Origin of the sequence: Pseudomonas baetica (assembly GCF_019733355.1) — a bacterium.
Lineage (GTDB): Bacteria > Pseudomonadota > Gammaproteobacteria > Pseudomonadales > Pseudomonadaceae > Aquipseudomonas > Aquipseudomonas baetica_A.
This window is the reverse complement of the sequence record NZ_JAIHLQ010000013.1, coordinates 98,120-115,350: the sequence shown is the minus strand read 5'-3', so window position 1 is coordinate 115,350 and position 17,231 is coordinate 98,120. Positions and strand designations below refer to the sequence as shown.

The 17,231-nt window shown below is 62.3% G+C and carries 18 protein-coding genes and 1 pseudogene; all 19 read right to left on the bottom strand.

Annotated features, from left to right (window positions below; all coding sequences use genetic code 11):
• Positions 1–13: 13 nt before the first annotated feature.
• The 19 genes and pseudogenes from K5E40_RS14015 to K5E40_RS13925 all read right to left on the bottom strand — a co-directional run bounded on the left by K5E40_RS14015 (position 14) and on the right by K5E40_RS13925 (position 16,957).
• Positions 14–1,249, bottom strand: a pseudogene (locus K5E40_RS14015) (beta-ketoacyl-ACP synthase).
• Positions 1,249–1,977, bottom strand: coding sequence for a 3-oxoacyl-ACP reductase FabG (gene fabG / locus K5E40_RS14010; protein ID WP_221731292.1), 729 nt, complete (start codon positions 1,975–1,977; stop codon positions 1,249–1,251). Before fabG ends, K5E40_RS14015 begins: the two are co-directional and overlap by 1 nt.
• A complete protein-coding gene (locus K5E40_RS14005; protein WP_221731291.1) occupies positions 1,970–2,434 on the bottom strand; it encodes a hotdog family protein in 465 nt (154 codons plus the stop codon). Before K5E40_RS14005 ends, fabG begins: the two co-directional genes overlap by 8 nt.
• Positions 2,431–3,627, bottom strand: coding sequence for a beta-ketoacyl-[acyl-carrier-protein] synthase family protein (locus K5E40_RS14000; protein ID WP_221731290.1), 1,197 nt, complete (start codon positions 3,625–3,627; stop codon positions 2,431–2,433). The genes K5E40_RS14005 and K5E40_RS14000 overlap by 4 nt, the downstream gene beginning before the upstream one ends.
• The gene (locus K5E40_RS13995; protein WP_221731289.1) at positions 3,624–4,214 is read right to left on the bottom strand and encodes a hypothetical protein; all 591 of its coding nucleotides are present in this window, start codon (positions 4,212–4,214) and stop codon (positions 3,624–3,626) included. Before K5E40_RS13995 ends, K5E40_RS14000 begins: the two co-directional genes overlap by 4 nt.
• Positions 4,214–4,939 (bottom strand): class I SAM-dependent methyltransferase, encoded by a 726-nt coding sequence (locus K5E40_RS13990; protein WP_221731288.1) that lies wholly within the window; start codon positions 4,937–4,939, stop codon positions 4,214–4,216. Before K5E40_RS13990 ends, K5E40_RS13995 begins: the two co-directional genes overlap by 1 nt.
• Positions 4,936–6,183, bottom strand: coding sequence for an NAD(P)/FAD-dependent oxidoreductase (locus K5E40_RS13985; RefSeq protein WP_221731287.1), 1,248 nt, complete (start codon positions 6,181–6,183; stop codon positions 4,936–4,938). Before K5E40_RS13985 ends, K5E40_RS13990 begins: the two co-directional genes overlap by 4 nt.
• On the bottom strand, positions 6,170–8,533 hold the full coding sequence (locus K5E40_RS13980) for an MMPL family transporter (RefSeq protein ID WP_221731286.1): 2,364 nt from the start codon (positions 8,531–8,533) through the stop codon (positions 6,170–6,172). The genes K5E40_RS13985 and K5E40_RS13980 overlap by 14 nt, the downstream gene beginning before the upstream one ends.
• The gene (locus tag K5E40_RS13975) at positions 8,517–9,119 is read right to left on the bottom strand and encodes an outer membrane lipoprotein carrier protein LolA (protein WP_221731285.1); all 603 of its coding nucleotides are present in this window, start codon (positions 9,117–9,119) and stop codon (positions 8,517–8,519) included. The genes K5E40_RS13980 and K5E40_RS13975 overlap by 17 nt, the downstream gene beginning before the upstream one ends.
• Positions 9,116–9,541 (bottom strand): thioesterase family protein, encoded by a 426-nt coding sequence (locus K5E40_RS13970; RefSeq protein ID WP_221731284.1) that lies wholly within the window; start codon positions 9,539–9,541, stop codon positions 9,116–9,118. Before K5E40_RS13970 ends, K5E40_RS13975 begins: the two co-directional genes overlap by 4 nt.
• Positions 9,534–11,078, bottom strand: a complete 1,545-nt coding sequence (hutH, locus tag K5E40_RS13965) for a histidine ammonia-lyase (protein WP_221731283.1) — start codon at positions 11,076–11,078, stop codon at positions 9,534–9,536. The genes K5E40_RS13970 and hutH overlap by 8 nt, the downstream gene beginning before the upstream one ends.
• Positions 11,059–12,006: a glycosyl transferase gene (locus tag K5E40_RS13960; RefSeq protein WP_221731282.1), complete on the bottom strand. Its 948-nt coding sequence runs from the start codon at positions 12,004–12,006 to the stop codon at positions 11,059–11,061. The genes hutH and K5E40_RS13960 overlap by 20 nt, the downstream gene beginning before the upstream one ends.
• On the bottom strand, positions 12,003–12,737 hold the full coding sequence (locus K5E40_RS13955) for a glycosyltransferase family 2 protein (protein WP_221731281.1): 735 nt from the start codon (positions 12,735–12,737) through the stop codon (positions 12,003–12,005). The genes K5E40_RS13960 and K5E40_RS13955 overlap by 4 nt, the downstream gene beginning before the upstream one ends.
• Positions 12,730–14,409 carry an acyl-CoA synthetase family protein gene (locus K5E40_RS13950; RefSeq protein ID WP_221731280.1) on the bottom strand — a complete coding sequence of 560 codons (1,680 nt, stop codon included), beginning with the start codon at positions 14,407–14,409 and terminating at the stop codon, positions 12,730–12,732. The genes K5E40_RS13955 and K5E40_RS13950 overlap by 8 nt, the downstream gene beginning before the upstream one ends.
• Positions 14,406–14,951, bottom strand: coding sequence for a hypothetical protein (locus K5E40_RS13945; protein WP_221731279.1), 546 nt, complete (start codon positions 14,949–14,951; stop codon positions 14,406–14,408). The genes K5E40_RS13950 and K5E40_RS13945 overlap by 4 nt, the downstream gene beginning before the upstream one ends.
• On the bottom strand, positions 14,948–15,202 hold the full coding sequence (locus K5E40_RS13940; RefSeq protein ID WP_221731278.1) for an acyl carrier protein: 255 nt from the start codon (positions 15,200–15,202) through the stop codon (positions 14,948–14,950). Before K5E40_RS13940 ends, K5E40_RS13945 begins: the two co-directional genes overlap by 4 nt.
• Positions 15,203–15,211: 9 nt before the next feature.
• On the bottom strand, positions 15,212–15,472 hold the full coding sequence (locus K5E40_RS13935; RefSeq protein ID WP_221731277.1) for a phosphopantetheine-binding protein: 261 nt from the start codon (positions 15,470–15,472) through the stop codon (positions 15,212–15,214).
• Entirely contained in the window at positions 15,447–16,262 is an 816-nt protein-coding gene (locus K5E40_RS13930) for a 1-acyl-sn-glycerol-3-phosphate acyltransferase (RefSeq protein ID WP_221731276.1), read from the bottom strand. The genes K5E40_RS13935 and K5E40_RS13930 overlap by 26 nt, the downstream gene beginning before the upstream one ends.
• On the bottom strand, positions 16,238–16,957 hold the full coding sequence (locus K5E40_RS13925; protein ID WP_221731275.1) for a beta-ketoacyl synthase chain length factor: 720 nt from the start codon (positions 16,955–16,957) through the stop codon (positions 16,238–16,240). Before K5E40_RS13925 ends, K5E40_RS13930 begins: the two co-directional genes overlap by 25 nt.
• Positions 16,958–17,231: the final 274 nt, after the last annotated feature.

The following is a 17,231-nucleotide window of genomic DNA, read 5'->3' as shown; positions in this document are numbered from 1 at the left end:
TCCTTGACCTGGATTAATTCGGTTGCGGCCAGCGGCGGAAAATCAACGAGGTGTTGACGCCACCAAAAGCGAAATTGTTGTTCATCACGTAGTCGTGATGCATCGGGCGGAATTCGCCGCGCAGGTAATCGAGTTTGCCGCAGTGCGGATCGACCTCGTCGAGATTGAACGTGTGCACGTACAGATCGCGATTCATCATCTCGATGCTGAACCACGACTCCAGCGCCCCGCAGGCTCCGAGCGTGTGGCCGAGGAAACTCTTCTGCGAGCTGATCGGCATGCGTTCGCCGAACAAGCTGCTGGTCGCCAGTGTTTCGGCAATGTCGCCCTGTTCTGTCGCCGTGCCGTGACCATTGACATAACCGATGGCCTGCGGCGTCAGCCCGGCGTCTTCCAGCGCCAGTTCCATTGCGCGGCGCATGGTGGTTTGTTCCGGGCGGGTGGTGTGCTGGCCGTCGGCGTTGCTGCCGAAACCGACGATTTCGGCATGGATATGCGCGCCGCGAGCGAGGGCGCGTTCCAGCTCTTCGAGCACCAGCATGCCGCCGCCCTCACCGATCACCAGACCGTCGCGGCCCTTGTCGTAGGGGCGAGGGCTGGTTTGTGGCGCATCGTTTTTCAGGCTGGTGGCGTAGAGCGCGTCGAAGACCATGGCTTCGGTCGGGCAGAGTTCTTCGGCACCGCCAGCGAGCATCAGCGGCAAGCGACCGAACTTGATCGCCTCATAGGCGTAGCCGATGCCCTGACTGCCGCTGGTGCAGGCGCTGGACGTCGGGATCAGGCGCCCGGTGAGGCCGAAGAAGATACTGATATTGGCGGCGGTGGTGTGCGGCATCATTCGCACGTAGGAGTTGGCGTTCAGGCCTTCTGCTACCGAGTTCAGCAACATGTTGCCGAACGCTTTGATCTCGTCGGTGCTGCCGGTGGACGAGCCGCAAGCCACGCCCATGCGCCCGTCCCTGATCGATTCGTCGCCGAGCAAACCGGCATCGGCGAGGGCTTTTTCCGCCGCGCCGACGGCGAGTCGCGACACCCGGCCCATGCTGCGCAGTTGTTTGCGCGTTCAATGTGCAGGGACGACAAAATCATCGATGGGCCCGGCCAGACGCGTATTGAGTTCGCTGAAGCGATCCCACTCGTCCATCCGCCGAATGCCGCTGCGGTTGGCCGCGAAGTTGCCCGAGATGGTTTCCCAGTCGCTGCCCAGCGAGGTGATGCCGGCCATGCCGGTGACGACAACGCGCTTCATCAGCACAAGCCTCCGTTGACCGCCAGGACCTGGCGGGTGATGTACGAGGCTTCCGCCGACATCAGGAAATTCACCGCACCGGCCACCTCTTCAGGGGTGCCCATGCGTTGCGCGGGGATCATTTTCATCAGTTCTTCCACCGGCACGTTTTCGTCGAGCATCGCCGTGTCGATCAGGCCCGGCGCGACGCAGTTAACGGTGATTTTGCGCTTGCCCAGTTCAATCGCCAACGCTTTCGCCGCACCGATCACGCCAGCCTTGGAGGCGCTGTAGTTGACCTGGCCACGGTTGCCGATCAAGCCCGACACTGACGTGATGCAAACAATGCGACCGGCGGCTCGGCGGCGGATCATCGGCATCATCACCGGGTGCAGGACGTTATAGAAACCGTCGAGGTTGGTGCGCAGTACCACGTCCCAATCGTCGTCGCTCAGCGCGGGGAAAGCGCCGTCGCGGGTCAGGCCGGCGTTGAGCACGACGCCGTAATAGGCACCGTGGGTTTCGACGTCGGCTTCGAGGATGCTTTTGCAGGCTTCGCGATCGGCTACATCGAATTGCAGGATGCGCGCGTGGCGGCCCAGCGCTTCGATTTCAGCCTGTACCGCTTGCGCCTCGGCAACGCCGCTGCGGCAATGCAGGACGATGTCGTGCCCGGCTTGCGCCAGGCGCAACGCAATGGCGCGGCCGATGCCACGGCTGGAGCCGGTGACCAGTACGGATTCAGTCATCGTTCGACGCCTTTTTCTGTTCAAGATAATCAGCCGCCGCAGGTGGGCGGAATACATTCAGCCGGGCGCTGGCGTGGATGCCGTCAGCGTTGATATGGCATTCGAATACGCCCATGCCGTTGTCGTCTTCCAGCGAGCGGATGCCGTGAACGGTCAACTCGCTGCCAGCCGCGAACGCGGCGACGTTGCACTCGAACTTGCGCGTGCCGAGCAGGAAGCCCAGCTCCACCGGATTGCCTTTCAATCGTGCATGGCAACCGGCGAAGGCAGCGACGCTTTGCGCCATCAGTTCGATGCCCACCCACGCGGGCAGGCTACCGTCGGGCAGGCTGAACAGGCCGTCAGGCTTGACCGTGAGCCGGGTGTAAATCTGCTCTTCATCGAAGCTGATGATCTTGTCGATCAGGATCATGTCGCCGGCGTGCGGCAGTAATTCGGCGAGCGGCCAGTCGGTCATGGGGCGTCTCCGATAATCAGGCTGACGTTGTTGCCCCCGAAGGCAAACGAGTTGCTCATCAGGTAGCGCGGTGCAATGGACGTCAGGCGTTCGCTCGCAGTCACCCACTTGAGCGGCGGCAGCGCGGGATCGGCCTGGCCATCCCAGACGTGCGGTGGTAGTGCGTGCTCGTGATTGTCGGCGCTCAGGCTCAGCCAACAGAAAGCAGCTTCCAGCGCACCGGCAGCACCAAGGGTGTGACCGGTCATCGGTTTGGTCGATGAGCACGCCACGCCGTCGGGAAACAGCGTGGCGACGGCTAGGCTTTCCATGGCGTCGTTGTGTTGGGTCGCGGTGCCGTGCAGGTTCAGATAGTTGATCTGCGCTGCCTGCAGGTGGGCGCGACTCAAGGCTTTGTGCATCGCTTGCAGTGCACCGCGGCCGCTCGGTTCCGGGGCGGAAATGTGATGCGCGTCAGAGCTGGCACCCGCCCCGAGCAAGGCAATGGCCGGGCCGTCGCCTCGTTGCTTGCTCATCACGAACAGCACCGCCGCTTCACCGATGTTGATGCCGTTGCGGTTGGCCGAGAACGGATTGCAGCGCTCGTCGGACACGGCTTCCAGCGACGAGAAACCGTTGAGGGTCAGCTTGCACAAACTGTCGACACCGCCGCACAGCACCGCGTCGCACAGGCCCAGATCAAGCAGGCGCTGTGCGCTCATCAAGGCGCGGGCGCTGGAGGTGCAGGCGGTAGAAATCACATAAGCCGGGCCGCTCAATTGCAGCCAGTCAGCGAGGAAGTTGGCCGGCGCGCCGAGTTCCTGTTGCCGATAGTCATACTCGACCGGGAACTGCTGCTCGCGAATGAAGTGCGCCAGGCCACGACTGGCCTCGTCGATGCCCGAGGTGCTGGTGCCGAGCACCACGCCGATGCGCTCGCGGCCGTAGGTCTGGATCGCCTGATCGATGTCTTCGCGGATCTGCAGCGCGGCTTCCAGTAACAGTTGATTGTTGCGGCTGCTCTGGTCCGCGAGCGCTGGTGGAATCGGCGCCAGTTCACCGTGCACCGCCGCCACCGGCAGTTCGCGATTTGCCACCCAGCCTGATTCGTGGCACATGCCCGAGCAATCGCCAGCAAACAGCTGGCGGGCCACTTCTTGTTTGTCGCGACCCAAGGCGCAGATCACGCCGAGGGCATTCAGGTAGGCAGTCATGGCGTCGGTTCACCGAGTGGGGACACGCGATAGTGCGGGCCTTGAGGCAGGTTCACATCGAAGCTCAACGGTTGTGAATAACGAATGTTCCAGCGCGGCGCCAAGGAACGTTGCCCGTCGTGCTGCTGCGCGGCGGGGTAATTGCGTAGCAGTTCGCCGGACGGGGTCAGGGCAAACAGCAGCGCGGCGAACAGTTCCCGGGCCTGCGGGTTGGGCGGCAGCAGACCGTCGGCCTGCCAATGACCGTCGATCAATTGCTGGCGCGCTTGAGGAATGCCGAGCGGGTCCATCATCGACCAGCGAATGCCGGGGCCTTCGCGCTGGATCACCAAGAGCCAGTCCTGACGCTGATCGGCCTGGAGTCGCTCGATGTGCAGTTGCAGCGGCAGCGGCAGTGTTGGATTGCCTGCTGGCAATGGCGCCTGACTGGCGCAACCACTCAACAGGGCCGTTACCAAAAATACCAGCCACACCACAACCCCTGTGGGAGCGGGCTTGCTCGCGAAGGCGTCGGCACATCCGGCATCAATGCAAGCTGATCCACCGCTTTCGCGAGCAAGCCCGCTCTCACAGGTTAGGAGTTGCATCAGCAAGCCCCTGCTAATGGTTTTCGGGCGACAACGTTCACCAACGTTTCCTCCCGCTGGCCAAACGGCTTGGGCTTGCGCAATCCAAACCGTTCCAGCAAGCCAAAATCTTTCGAGCGGCTCCACCACAAATACGGGTACGAGACATTGCGCTCGCCAAACTCGAAACCTTGTTCACGAATCATCTGCAGATACTGCGCCGCACTCTTCTGCACATGCATCGGATGACGGAACAGCCAACGAATCACCCACGTATCAATGTAGGCCTCGGTTGACTCGGCGAACAGCAGATAGCCACCCGGTTTGAGCACGCGATAGAACTCGGCCAGGGCTTTTTCCTGTTCGACCAAGTGATGGAACGTCTGGTGACAGAACAGCAGATCAACGCTGGCATCCGGCACGTTGAGGGTTGCGCAATCACTGCCGATCAACTCGACGTCCAAACCCTGCCGCGCCGCTTCTTCACCGCTCAATTGAAGGCTGTGCGGATCGGCATCGATACCGATCAACCGTTGCGGGGCGAAGGTCTGGCGCAGGTAGCGGAACGACTTGCCCTGGCCGCAGCCGGCGTCCAGCAGCACCGGGTTCGCGGGCAGCGTTTCGCTGAACAGGCTGCGTAAATCGTTGATCGCTACACGTAACACATGGTGCTGCCAGGTATGGCTGCGCAGGAACCAGAAACCGAAGCGGGTTTCCTCGACGTAGCTGTCGCTCAGGTAACTCATGGGGCGTCCTTTGCACAAAGTTCGGAAATCATCTTCAGCCGGCGGCGCGCTTCGCTGACGAACGGGTTGCGTTCGTCCCAGGCGTAACCGGCGAGGATCGAGCAGATCATCCGGCGAATCTCCGCCTGGCTGTCTTCATAAAAAATCACGTCTTGAAAAGTGCCGGCGTACCAGCCCTCGACGTAGCAGCGGAAGGTGTCGACGCCACGTTTGAGCGGCTCGGCAAATTCGCTTTGCCAATCGACGGTTTCGCCTTGCAACTGACGGTGCAGCACGGCCGCGGCCATGCTCGCCGAACGCATGGCGATGGTCACGCCCGAGGAGAACACCGGGTCGAGAAACTCAGCGGCATTACCGAGCAAAGCGAAGCCCGGCCCGTGCAGGGTTTTGACGTTGGCCGCGTAACCGCCGAGGGTGCGCGCCGGGGTGTCCCACACGGCGTTGTTCAGCACGCTGGCGAGGCTGGGAGTCTCGGCGATGAAACCGCGCAGGCAGGCATCGAGATCAGCATCGCGACCCGCGAAATGTTCTGCGGCGGCGACCACGCCCACCGAGCAGCGGCCGTTGCTGAACGGGATCGTCCAGAACCAGATATCGCGATGTTGCGGGTGTGTGGTGACGAGAATTTTTTCGCGGTCGAAGGCCGGGTGGTCGATGTGGTCTTCGACGTGGGTGAACACCGCTTGGCGCACTGGGAAATTCGACGGCGCTTCGAGATCGAGCAAACGTGACAGCACGCGCCCGTAACCACTGGCATCGAACACGAAATCCGCCTCGACGCGGTACTCACTGCCGTTTTCGCGGCGCACATCAAGGTGTGGTTTTGCCCGGTCGAAATCGACGCCGACGATGGCATCGCCATAGCGGATTTCAGCACCTTGCAGCGCCGCTTGGTCGGCCAGCAGTTTGTCGAAATCGGCGCGTTGCACCTGGAATGTCGTCGGTTTGCCGTCGGTGAAGGTGTCACTGAAATCGAACGCGCTGTAGCGCTCGCCCCAGGCAAACGCCGCGCCGGTCTTGCGCTGGAAGCCAGCGGCGTTGACGGCGTCGAGCATGCCAGCCTCTTCGACGAAATCCAGGCAATGACTGAGCAGGCTTTCACCGATGGAAAAGCGTGGGAAGTGCTGGCGCTCGATCACCAGCACATCGTGGCCCTTGCGCTTGAGCAGCGCGGCGGCGATGGCGCCGGAGGGGCCAGCGCCGATGATGACGACCTGGCGACGCTGCGTTTCAATGATGGGCATGTGAACTCTCGGGCGCGATGGCGGTGGTATTCAGGGGCGTGTGGACATGACGCCCGGCCCAAGGGGCAAGAATGAAGCTGAAGGCCAGTCCGAGGCTCACTGACAGACCGAAGTTGCTCACCGCCGGTGTGCTCGACACCGCCAGCAGGCCGAATGACAGCCACGTCGTCACGGCGGCCAGCAACGTGCCGAGCAGGCTGACCGCCGCGCCGCCAACCTGCTCACGCATGAGGATCGCGTAATCGACGCTGATGGCCGTGACCAGCAACAAGCCGAACAGACTGAACAGAGTCAGCGGCTGGCCGAGCCAGCCAAGACTGGCCAGGCTGCACAGCGCCGCGAGTAATGGCAGGGCCACGATGCGCAACGCGCCGACTAAACCGAACGGCACGATCAGCACCAGTACGATCAACACGCAGGAGGCGAGTTTCAGTTCGGCGGCGCTGACCTGGGTCGCGGCGAAAACATCATTGAGCTTGCCGAGACGATCCACCAGGACAACGCCCGGCAGGTCTTGCGTCTGCACCCGCAACAGCGCCGGGTTGTTCAGGCCTTGCAGGCTGGTCATCGCCGCAACGCCCTGCTCGGTCGGGCCCAGCCATAGCGTGCGATAGGGTTCGCCAAGTGGGCCGGCCAGCGCGGCGTCGATGTCCTTGGCGGGTAGATTTTGTAGCTGTTGCAGTTCGTTTTGCAGCGCGGCGAGGGGCACGCCGAGGTCGAGCAGCGGTTGCCAGTGCTGCGCCAGTTTGTTCAACGCATCGCGTACGTTCTGCTGCTGACCAGGCGGGCTGACCAGTTGATCGAGCGCCAGATACCCTTGCAGCTTGTCGAGGTTGACCAGTTGTTGCAGACGCCCGCTTAGCGCGGCCTGACGTTCGAGCAATTGCTGCTGATTGGTTGCGCGAATCAGGAAGAACTGGCTGGTCGGCTGATAGCCGGTGATGCGTGCGATGGTCTGCGCTTCATCGGTCAGGCGTTGTGGCGTGCCGACCCATTGGCGGATGTCGTTTTTGCTTTGCAGTTGTACCAGGCCGCCGATGCAGAAGGCGATCAGCAGCGCCAACAGCACCGGTGTGCGGATGTGTTCGAGCAGCCTTTCTCGCAAATTCACCAGACGCTCGGCCAGATGCAGTGGCCATTGTGCCGGGCGCAGTTCGACATTCCTCAACAGCGCCGGCAGCAGGCACACCGCCGACAGGTACGCACCGAGCAACCCGGCGGCGGAGAACACGGCAATTTGGGTCAGCGCCGGGAAGGGCGTCCACGCCAGTGCCAGATAACCGATGGCGCTGGTGATCAGGCTCAAGGTCAGCCCGGGCAGGGTCAGACGCAAGGCCGGCCAACTGCGCCAGGGCTTGAAACTCCAGCTCTTGGACAGGTAGTGCAGCGGGTAATCCACCGCCACGCCAATCAGGCTGGAGCCCAGTACCAGCGTCATCACATGCATGTGGCCGAACAGCGCCACACACGTCACCGCACCAAACAACATGCCGACCAGCACCGGCATAAACGCCAGCAACACCTGCCATCGGCGAAAGGCGAGCAATAGCAGCAACAAAACACCGACGGTGGCACCGCCGCCGACCCAGGTCATCTCGCGAGTGGCTTGCTGTTGACCATTGGCCGCGTACAGCAGACCGCTGGCGGCCAGCAGTTGCACGTCTGATTTAGCCGCTTGCTCGCGGCTGTTTTGCAGCAGGGCGGCGACTTGCAGCGGCAGGTTCATGTCGAAGGCGTTGCCAGTGGTGCGCGCGCGCAGCATGACCCAGCTCTTGCCGTCGGCATCAGCGACCAATGCACCGCTGCCGATGTCCAGTTGCACTGCGCCGTGCTTGGGCTGGCTGTTCTGGATGCGCCCGGTCAGACCCAGCCAGTCATCCTGACTGGGTACCAGACTGAAGCCGGTAAAGGGGTCGTACAGCGCCTGCACCCGTTGCTGGATGAAGGCGTCGGGATGTTCACTGAGCAACTGCCGATCATTCGCCGAGAGCATCGCCAGCCGGCCGTCCAGCAGTTGCGTGCGCAGGGCCGGCAGGTCCGCTTGCAGGTTCCACTGCACTGTTTCGAACAGTCCGCTGGCTTGCCATTGCTCGCCCAGGGTCTGGGCCATGGCCACCGCTTGCTGACGATCAGTGTGGCCGACCAGCACCAGCATTTCGCGGTTGAGCGGTTCCTGCATGCGTTGTTCGGCGCGCAATTGGAGGGCGTCAGGGTTTGTGCCCGGCACCAGTTCCATCAGGTTGGCCGACAACGGCGCACCGTTGCGCCACTGCCAACCGGCCAGTGCGATCACCGCCAGCAGCAGGATCAGAAACAGCCACGGCAGCCTGCGTTCACTCGGCAAAGTCATGTTGCTCCGCGTCGCTCAGCGGTTGGTCGGCGGTGCTGTCCTGCATGCGCAGTACGGTGCTGTCGCCCTGGGTTTCCAGCAGTTCGATGGTTTGCACCAGTGCGCCGCCGTTGATGTTGATCTGGTTGAACACTTGCTTGAGCAGCAACGAGCGCGGGGTCAGGGTCAGTGTCCACTTCTGCGCATCGCCGCTCAGGGCCAGTTCGAAATCCCGTTGCAGACCGCTGCTATCACCTTGCAGCACGGCGAGGAACAAACGGTTCTGTTCAGCCCCGGCGCTCTTGTTCGGCAGCCATTGCCAGCCACTGGCGTCACGCCGGGCAATGCCTTTGGCGCTGATGCGGTAGTCTTGCTGCAGCGGGGTTTTCAGCCGCCAGAGCAGGCCAAGATTTTTGGCGAGGACGAAACGGCCCTTGCTGACCAGCGGCTGAGGCAGGGCGCGCAGGTGTTTTTCCTGAATGAACTGGCCGTGGATCACGTCCGGTTTGGCCAGTTGCTCGCTGAGCTGTTGCAGGTCGAAGGCGTTGGCCAACGTCGACACGGCCAACAGCGCCAGCGCGCCGAGACTTCTAAGAAACAGGTTCATCGCAGCATCCTTTCCACGGCATCGGTGAAGACTTTCGGCGAGGCCAGTTGCATCTCGCGACGGCTGACCTCGACCGCGACCTGCACCGAGCTGGCGCGGGTCAGGCGTTCGCCGGTTTGTAGGTCGGTGATCAGGTAGTTGATCTTAAGACGGTTTTCCCACTCGACCAGACTGGCGCGCACGTTCAGCTTCTGGCCGAACACCGCGCCACGCACATAGCGCAGTTGCAGGTCGATGATCGGCCAGGCGTAACCGGACTCGACCATGTGTGTGTAGTTGTGGCCGATCTTGTCCAGCAGCGCGCAACGCGCCACTTCGAGGTATTTGACGTAATGGCCGTGCCAGACCACGTGCATGGTATCGACGTCAAAGAACGGTACGAGGATTTCCGTATCGGCGTGAAGCACTCCGGCACTACGCATGCAACCTCCAGTGTTGCGCGGCGATGCGTTGCAGGCACAGGCGCAGTTCGCCTTCCAGTGCACGGTCTTCGATGACCGGCGGGAAGTCATGGGCGAGTTCCTCGTGCATCGCGGCCAGTGCGGGTGGCAGTGGCCGAGCGTCTGCGGCCTGACCTCGCAGCCACACGCCTTGGTTCGCGGCCAGCAGCGTGGCGGCGGCAACCTGTTCGGTCAGTTCCAGCACGCGGATCGCGTCGCGGGCAGCGATGGTGCCCATGCTCACCTTGTCCTGGTTGTGGCACTCGGTGGAGCGCGAGAAAACGCTGGCCGGCATGGTGTTTTTCAACGCTTCGGCGGTCCAGGCGCTGGTGCCGATCTGCACAGCCTTGAAGCCGTGGTTAAGCATCGCCCGATCAGCCGTAGCGCCGGACAGATTGCTCGGCAAGCCGTGGTTGTAACGCTCGTCCACCAGCAACGCCAGTTGACGGTCGAGCAGATCGGCCACGTTGGCCACGAGGTTTTTCAGGCTGTCCATGGCGAACGCGATGTGCCCGCCGTAGAAGTGCCCACCGTGCAATACGCGCTCGGCTTCGGCGTCGATGATCGGGTTGTCGTTGGCGCTGTTGAGTTCGGTCTCGATAAACGAACGCAGCCAGTTCAGGCTGTCGGCCAGTACGCCGAGCACGTGCGGGGCGCAGCGCAGCGAATAGCGATCCTGCAAACGATGCAGCGGCGCAGTCGGCGCGTCGATGGCCAGATCCTTGCGCAGCCACGCGGCGACCTGCATTTGCCCCGGATGCGGCTTGGCGGCGAACAGGCGCTCGTCGAAGTGCTCCGGATTGCCTTGCAGCGCCACCACGTTGAGCGCGGTGATGCGCGTGGCCAGTTGCAGCAGGTAATCGGCGCGGGCGTAGGCGAGGCAGGCGAGGCCGGTCATCACAGCGGTGCCGTTCATCAGTGCCAGCGCTTCTTTGGGGCGCAACACCAGCGGCGTCCAACCGAGTTCGCGATGCACATCGGCAGCCTGACGGCGTTCGCCACGGAACATCACTTCACGTTCACCGGACAGCGTTGCCGCAACGTAGGACAGCGGCGTCAGGTCGCCGCTGGCGCCGACAGAACCCTCTTCGGGGATCAGCGGCAGGATGTCGTATTCGAGGAAGGCGTGCAGACGCTCGAGCAGTTCAATCCGCACCCCGGAAACACCGTGGCACAGCGACTGCAAGCGCGCCGCCAGCACGGCGCGGGTGGCTTGGGCGTCGAGCAGTTTGCCCAATCCGCAACCGTGGAAAGTGTAGAGATGACGCGGCAGCGCTTCGACGTGATGCAGCGGCACCGCGACCACGCAGGAATCGCCGTAACCGGTGGTCACGCCGTAGATCACGCCTTCCTTGTCCAGCAGCGAATCGAGGAACCGTGCGCCTTTGGCGATGCGTTCACGGTAAACCGCGTCGCTCTGCAACTGCACGGGCGCCTGACGGTTGGCCAGGGCCAGCACGTCTTCGATGCGCAAAGGGCGTTCGCCGAAGGTTACCGGCTCATGGGTTGGCGTCGTCATCGGTCTTCCAGAAAGGGTAAAAGTTGAACCATTGTTGCGGCGCTTCGAGGCAATAGTGACTCAGGCGCTGCGCATAGCGGGTCGCCCACTGATGAATGACCTGCTCGCGCTCGCTGCGCTTCCACACCACGGCGTCAGCGAACGGTTCGAGGGTCAGGCGGTAGTGGCCATCGGGTTGCTTGAGGCACATCAGCAGGTTGACCGGGCATTTGAGCAGACCGGCCAGCAGCCATGGCCCCTGTGGGAACGGTGCCGGGTGGCCAAGAAAATCGACGGTCACGCTGCGCCCACCGTGCAAAGGCACGCGGTCGCCGGCAATCGCCAGCCACTCGCCACGCTCCAGGCGTTCGTGCAGTTGCAGCATGATCACCGGGTCGAGTTCGCTGACCTGAATCAGGCGCAGATTGGTCGCCCCGGCCTCGCCGAGCAAACGGTTGAACTGCTCGGCGTGCTTGGTGTGTACCAGCACATTCATGGTGACCTTTTCGCCGATCTCGGCCAGTGCGCGGCACACTTCGAGATTGCCCAGGTGCGCGCCGACCAGCAGTTGCCCGCGACTGCCGCGCAACTGATTGCGCAGCAGCGCCGGATCGATGATTTCGATCTGCTCGATTTTGAGTTTGCCGTTCCACACGTCGAGCTTGTCGAGCATCGAATCGGCGAAGGCCATGAACTGGCCGAACACCCGCCAATGGTTCGGCTGCAAGTCTTCACGCAGGCTCCAGTCGGCCAGGCGTTGCTGGTATTGCCAGGTACTGCGCCGCGCGACTCGCCCAAACAGGAAAAAGTACAGGACGATGCCGTACAGCAATGGGCTCAGCAGCCGACGTCCAAGGACTTTGGCGGCGAGCGCGGTGAATTTCATCAACAGGAAACTGCCGCGTTCCTCGCGGTCGGCCCAGTGTTTTTTGTCGGTCTCGGTATTCATCGGCGCCACCGCCGCCAGAGGATCAGCGGAAAGCGCAGCAACATGCCGAAGAACAACCGGGTGTGCATGCTGGAAATCAGTGCGTTGTCGTGGAACAGACGGAAGTGCGAGACGCCATCCAACGGGTAATGCACGCTGGTTTGCAGCCAGCGCATCGGTTGATTGCGCCACGACAGGCGCACCAGAATGTCCGAGTCGAAATCCATGCGTTTGCCGACTTTCGCCGAGTTGATCAACGCCAGCGTCGAGGCCAGCGGATACACCCGAAAACCGCACATCGAATCGCGGATCTGCAGCGAGAGCGTGTTGATCCACACCATCACATGGGTCAGGTAGCGGGCGTACAAACGGCCCTTGGGCACGCTCTCATCGAACAGCGGATAACCGCAAATCATCGCTTGTGGATGCGCTCGGGATTCTTCGACGAAACGAGCGACGTCGTGCAAGTCATGCTGGCCGTCGGCATCGACCTGCAGTGCATGGCTGAAACCCAGTCTTGCGGCTTCGCGCAGGCCGGTCATCACCGCGCCGCCCTTGCCCTGATTGGCAGTCAGGCGCACCAGAAAAACGTTGTCGCGTTCGGCCAGACCCTCGAGCACGCGCGCGCAGGACGGCGTGCTCGCGTCGTCCACCAGAATGCATGGCAGGCCTTGGGCGAGCAGGGCCTCGATCACGGTGGTGATCGCGGTTTCATGGTTGTAGACCGGGATCACGGCGCAGGGGTTATGCATGAGCGGTCTCCAGCAAAATCCGGCCGCTGGAGCAGGTGGCGGTGTCGTTGCGATAGGCGAAATACAGCTTGCTGCGTTCGGGATCGAAGCGCAGGTGCAGCTGAATTTCATCGCCGGGGCGCACCAGTTGCTGAAACTTCAACACTTCCATGCCAACAAACGTGCCGGGCAGGTTCAGCAGTTGACGGCCGAGGTTCAGCGCCCATTCCACTTGCACCACGCCCGGCAACACCGGGGCTTTGGGAAAGTGGCCGCTGAAATAGGCCAGGTCCGGTGGAACACTGAGTTGCAGGCTCCATTCACCGTCGATTTCGAGCTGTTCCAGCACGTCGGGGGCTTTCGGCCGGGGCGCCAGCAGTAGCGCTTCGACATCGGCCTGCGGCAGCTTGCCTTGGCTGTTCAGCGGTAATTGACGCAGCAGACGCCAGCGACGCGGCAGCGCGAGGGCTTCGCAATGCTCACTGAGGTGCTTGCGCAGGGCTTCTGTGAGGCTGCGGCGGCCATGTTCACGCAGGGCAAACAGGCCAGACTCGCTGAGCACCAGCAAGGCGCCCAGCGATGCACGGTTTTCCTGCACCACACCCAGACGCGCTTCAGCGACCCAATCGTGGGCGACCAAGGCGTGCTCCAGCATTGGCAGCGAGATGCGTTTTTCTTCGAGTTTGACGATCCGGTCCAGTCGCCCGAGCAGTTCGAAACGACCATCGGCGCTGATGCGTGCAGCGTCGGCGGTGTGTTCGACATGCCCGGCGGGCAGATAGGGTGAGGCGATCAACAGTGCGCCGTCGTTGTCCTGAGTCAGTTCGACGTCGGCGAAGGGTTGCCACAGCGCTGCGCCCTGACGCCAAGCGATGCCACCGGTTTCCGAGCTGCCGAGGATTTCCGTCGGCCACTGTTGCAGGCGTTGATGCAGGCTCTGTGCGGCTTCTGCCGGCAGCGCGCCACCGGAGGAAAATACCCGGCGCACTGCGCTCAGGGCCGGCCAGTCGAGGTTGTCACCCATGCGCTTGAGCAGCGCCGGGCTGGCGACCCAGGCAAAGGTCGAGTGCTCGCGGCTGGCGCGTTGCAAATCTTCGCAGAAGGCCAGTTGCTTGCGCACGAACGTTCGACCCGCGCACAGCGGCCAGAGCACACGGAACAGCAAACCGTAGATGTGCTGAGTCGCGACACTGCCGATGATGCAGGCTTCACCGAGATCCGCACCCCAGAGCTGCTCCAGCGCGTGGACTTCATTGGCCAGTTGGCGCAGGGATTTGTCGATGCGTTTGGGCTCGCCGCTGGAGCCGGAAGTACACAGGCTCAAGCGGCACTCATCGAGATTCAGCTCCGCGCCGGGCAATGGCGGCTGAGCGAAGTCCCCTAAATGGCTGTCACCGCTTTGATCGGTCAGCCACAGGTCGACTTCATTCGACCAGCGCTGACGGGTCTGCGCTTGCAGATCCGAGGGCAGCAACACGCTGACCCCTGCGCGCCAGGCGCCTAGCAGGGCGATGGCCAGATCGGCGGCATCCTCCAGATGCACGGCCAAACGCCGCACACCCTGAGCTTGCAGGCTGGCGGCAACGCTTAGCGCCTGCTCACACAGTTGCGCGTGATCGAGTGCCGGTGCGTGGCTGATCGCTCGCGCCGGCAGGGCCTTGAGCAATAGCTGCTCAAGTTTTATCCAGTTCATGTACGGCCTCTCACCCGTTGTCGTATCAGCCATTCAATGGCAAACATCAGGCCGATCAATCCGTAGGAGATCAGGCCGGTGTACAACATCCACCAATTCAGCGGCGCCCACAGCGTTAGGAGGGCGGCGCACAAACCGTTGCAGAAGAAAAAGATGCTCCACGCTACGGTGACCTTGCGGGTGTAGCGAATCGCGTTGGCGGGCAACTGCGGCTCACGCAGCCGCGCCAGCCGTTCGACCATCGGTGGGCCGAATTTCAGGCTCAGGCTGAACAGCACCAGCATGAAACCGCTGATCAGCACGGGGTACCAGCGCAGCAGCAATGGGCTGTCGAACACCGCCAGCAGCAGGCAGAACACAATGGCCACGCCGGCCATCCACAGGCTGCCCGGCTTGCGCTCGCCGGTCAGTGCCCGCGCCAGCCACAGGCTGCCCAGCAGCAGTCCGAACTGCCACGGGGCGAAGTGCTCCATGCCGAAATACACCGCAAAGGGGTACAGCAGGCCGGCCAGCAACAGGCCGAGGCCGATCAATCGGCTCATGCGGTCGGTTGAACCAGACGGTAGACCGCCTCGACCACGTCACCAACGGTACGCACCGATTTGAACTCTTCGGCGGCGATTTTCTTGCCGGTCTGGCGTTTGATGTGATCAATCAGATCGACCGCATCGATGCTGTCGATTTCCAGATCCTGATACAGGTTGGAGTCCAGGCTCACACGGGCCGGGTCCAGTTCGAACAGCTCGACCAGGGCATCGCGCAGGGTGTTGAAAATGTCATCACGAGTTTGCATGGTCCGGTCTCAAGCTGCCTGTTTTGCCGTGACGAATGCCGCAAGGCTCGCCACGTTGGAGAAATGGTTACGGGTGTCTTTGGCATCAGCATCGATCTTGATGCCGTATTTTTTCTGGATCGCCAGACCCAGTTCCAGTGCGTCGACGGAGTCCAGGCCCAGGCCTTCGCCGAACAGTGTCTGATCGTCGCCAATGTCTTCAACGCTGATGTCTTCGAGGCCGAGGGCGTCGATGATCAGCTCTTTAATGTCCCGATGCAGATCGCTCATCTTGGGCGAGCTCCTTAATAAAGTAAGAGTGCAAATAATCGTTGAGCTTGCGCGAGGCCTGCGGTGCAGGCCCTTGCGCTGCGAATGTCTGTGGGTCTATATCGGCGCCGACACGAAAACTGAAGTGCACACGGCGACTGGGGATCCGATACCAGGGTTCGGCTTTGGTCAAAGTGGTCGGGCTGACCGTAATGATCACCGGCGTTAGGATCTTCGCACCCCGCAGGGCAATGGCTGCGGCGCCCCGATGAAAGGCGGGTGCCTGTCCCGGTTGAGTGCGCGTGCCTTCGGGGAAAATGATCAGGGTCTGGCCGTTTTGCAGAGACTCGGCGGCGGCATCGAGCATGTCCATGCTGCCGTCGTTGCTGATGTATTCGGTGCTGCGCAGCGGACCCCGGGTGAAGGGGTTTTCCCACAGGCTTTTCTTCACCACGCAATTGGCTTGACGCACGAGGCCGATGAGAAACACCACATCGATCAGCGACGGGTGGTTGGCGATGATCATTTGCCCCGGTCGGCCCAAACGTTCGGCACCTTGAATGTCGTAGGTCAGCACGCCGGTGCGGGCCATGAACCGTACGAAAAACCAGAACAGCCGACTGACGGTCTGCCTCGCACGCTGGCGGTGGGCCAGGGCATCGCCGGGCAGGCAGGCGAGCAGCGGAAACACCAGTACGCGAAGGCACAGTCCACCGAGCCCGAACAGCGCGAAACTGGCGGCGGTGGCGAGCAGGCGCCAGTAGTAGGCGTCACGTTTTTTCTCGGTCATGGGTTGCGTTGCCAGGTCCATACACGATTTTTCCAGGCATGTTGGCAAAGGGGTTGTTGGCCGAGCAGGGTGCGCAACAGACTCAGTGCGTGGGGCCATTGTGCTTTGGACAGTGCTTGCGAGGTGCTGTTCAGGCTCAGCCGCCAGTCGGTACCGGGGGTCAGCAACAGGCCGAGTGCGTACGGAAACGGCACATCGTCGATCCACTGCGAATAAGCTTCGGGCGGCTGTTCTTCGGTGATCACCAGCAACACCGCCGGAGCGCCTTCGTTGAGCAGGGCGGCGGCTTCAAGCATGCCGTGTTCGAGGCCGTCGCCCGCGGCAGCGAGGGCAGTCATTTCGCTGGTTTCGCCGCGCATGATCGACCACAGGCCGATGATCGCGTTGTGCACCGACAGGCTGAACTGAGTCGGTGACAACGGTTCGTCCTTGGCAAGATCACTGAGAATTTCGTAAGTGCGCGGGGTTTCGCCGTGGCGGGAGACGAACACCAGCGGCAGGTGTTCCCGTCCGTCGGCCAGCGGCCAGCCGACACTGAAGGCCATTCGGGCGAGGCGACTGAGTCGGCGCCGCTGCATGGCCGGCAAAAACGATACATCGGGCGCGGCATCACTGCTCTGGAGCACGACCGGTTGTCGGCTCCAGGCCTGCCAGGCGTCCACGCTGTCGAGCCCCGGGGCCCACGCGCGCCATTGGGCGATGTTGAAGTTGATCACGGACGTTCATCCCGCCCCTGCGGGCTTCTGTTGACGCATTTTGAGTCGCCAAAGCCGCGGCGCAGATGAGCCGACTGCGCTGGAGGTGACGTGGCGCTTGGCGCCGGGTGGCGCGCATTATCCCGGTGCAAGGAGTGTGTAGCAAATGCTGGTTACATTTTGCGCAATGAAATGTACCGAGTGGTTCGCGATAAAACTGTCACTTGGCCATTATCCACACTGAATGCGGTCTGTCTGTCGGACATGTCGGCGTTTGATGGCGGTTTTTACGCTG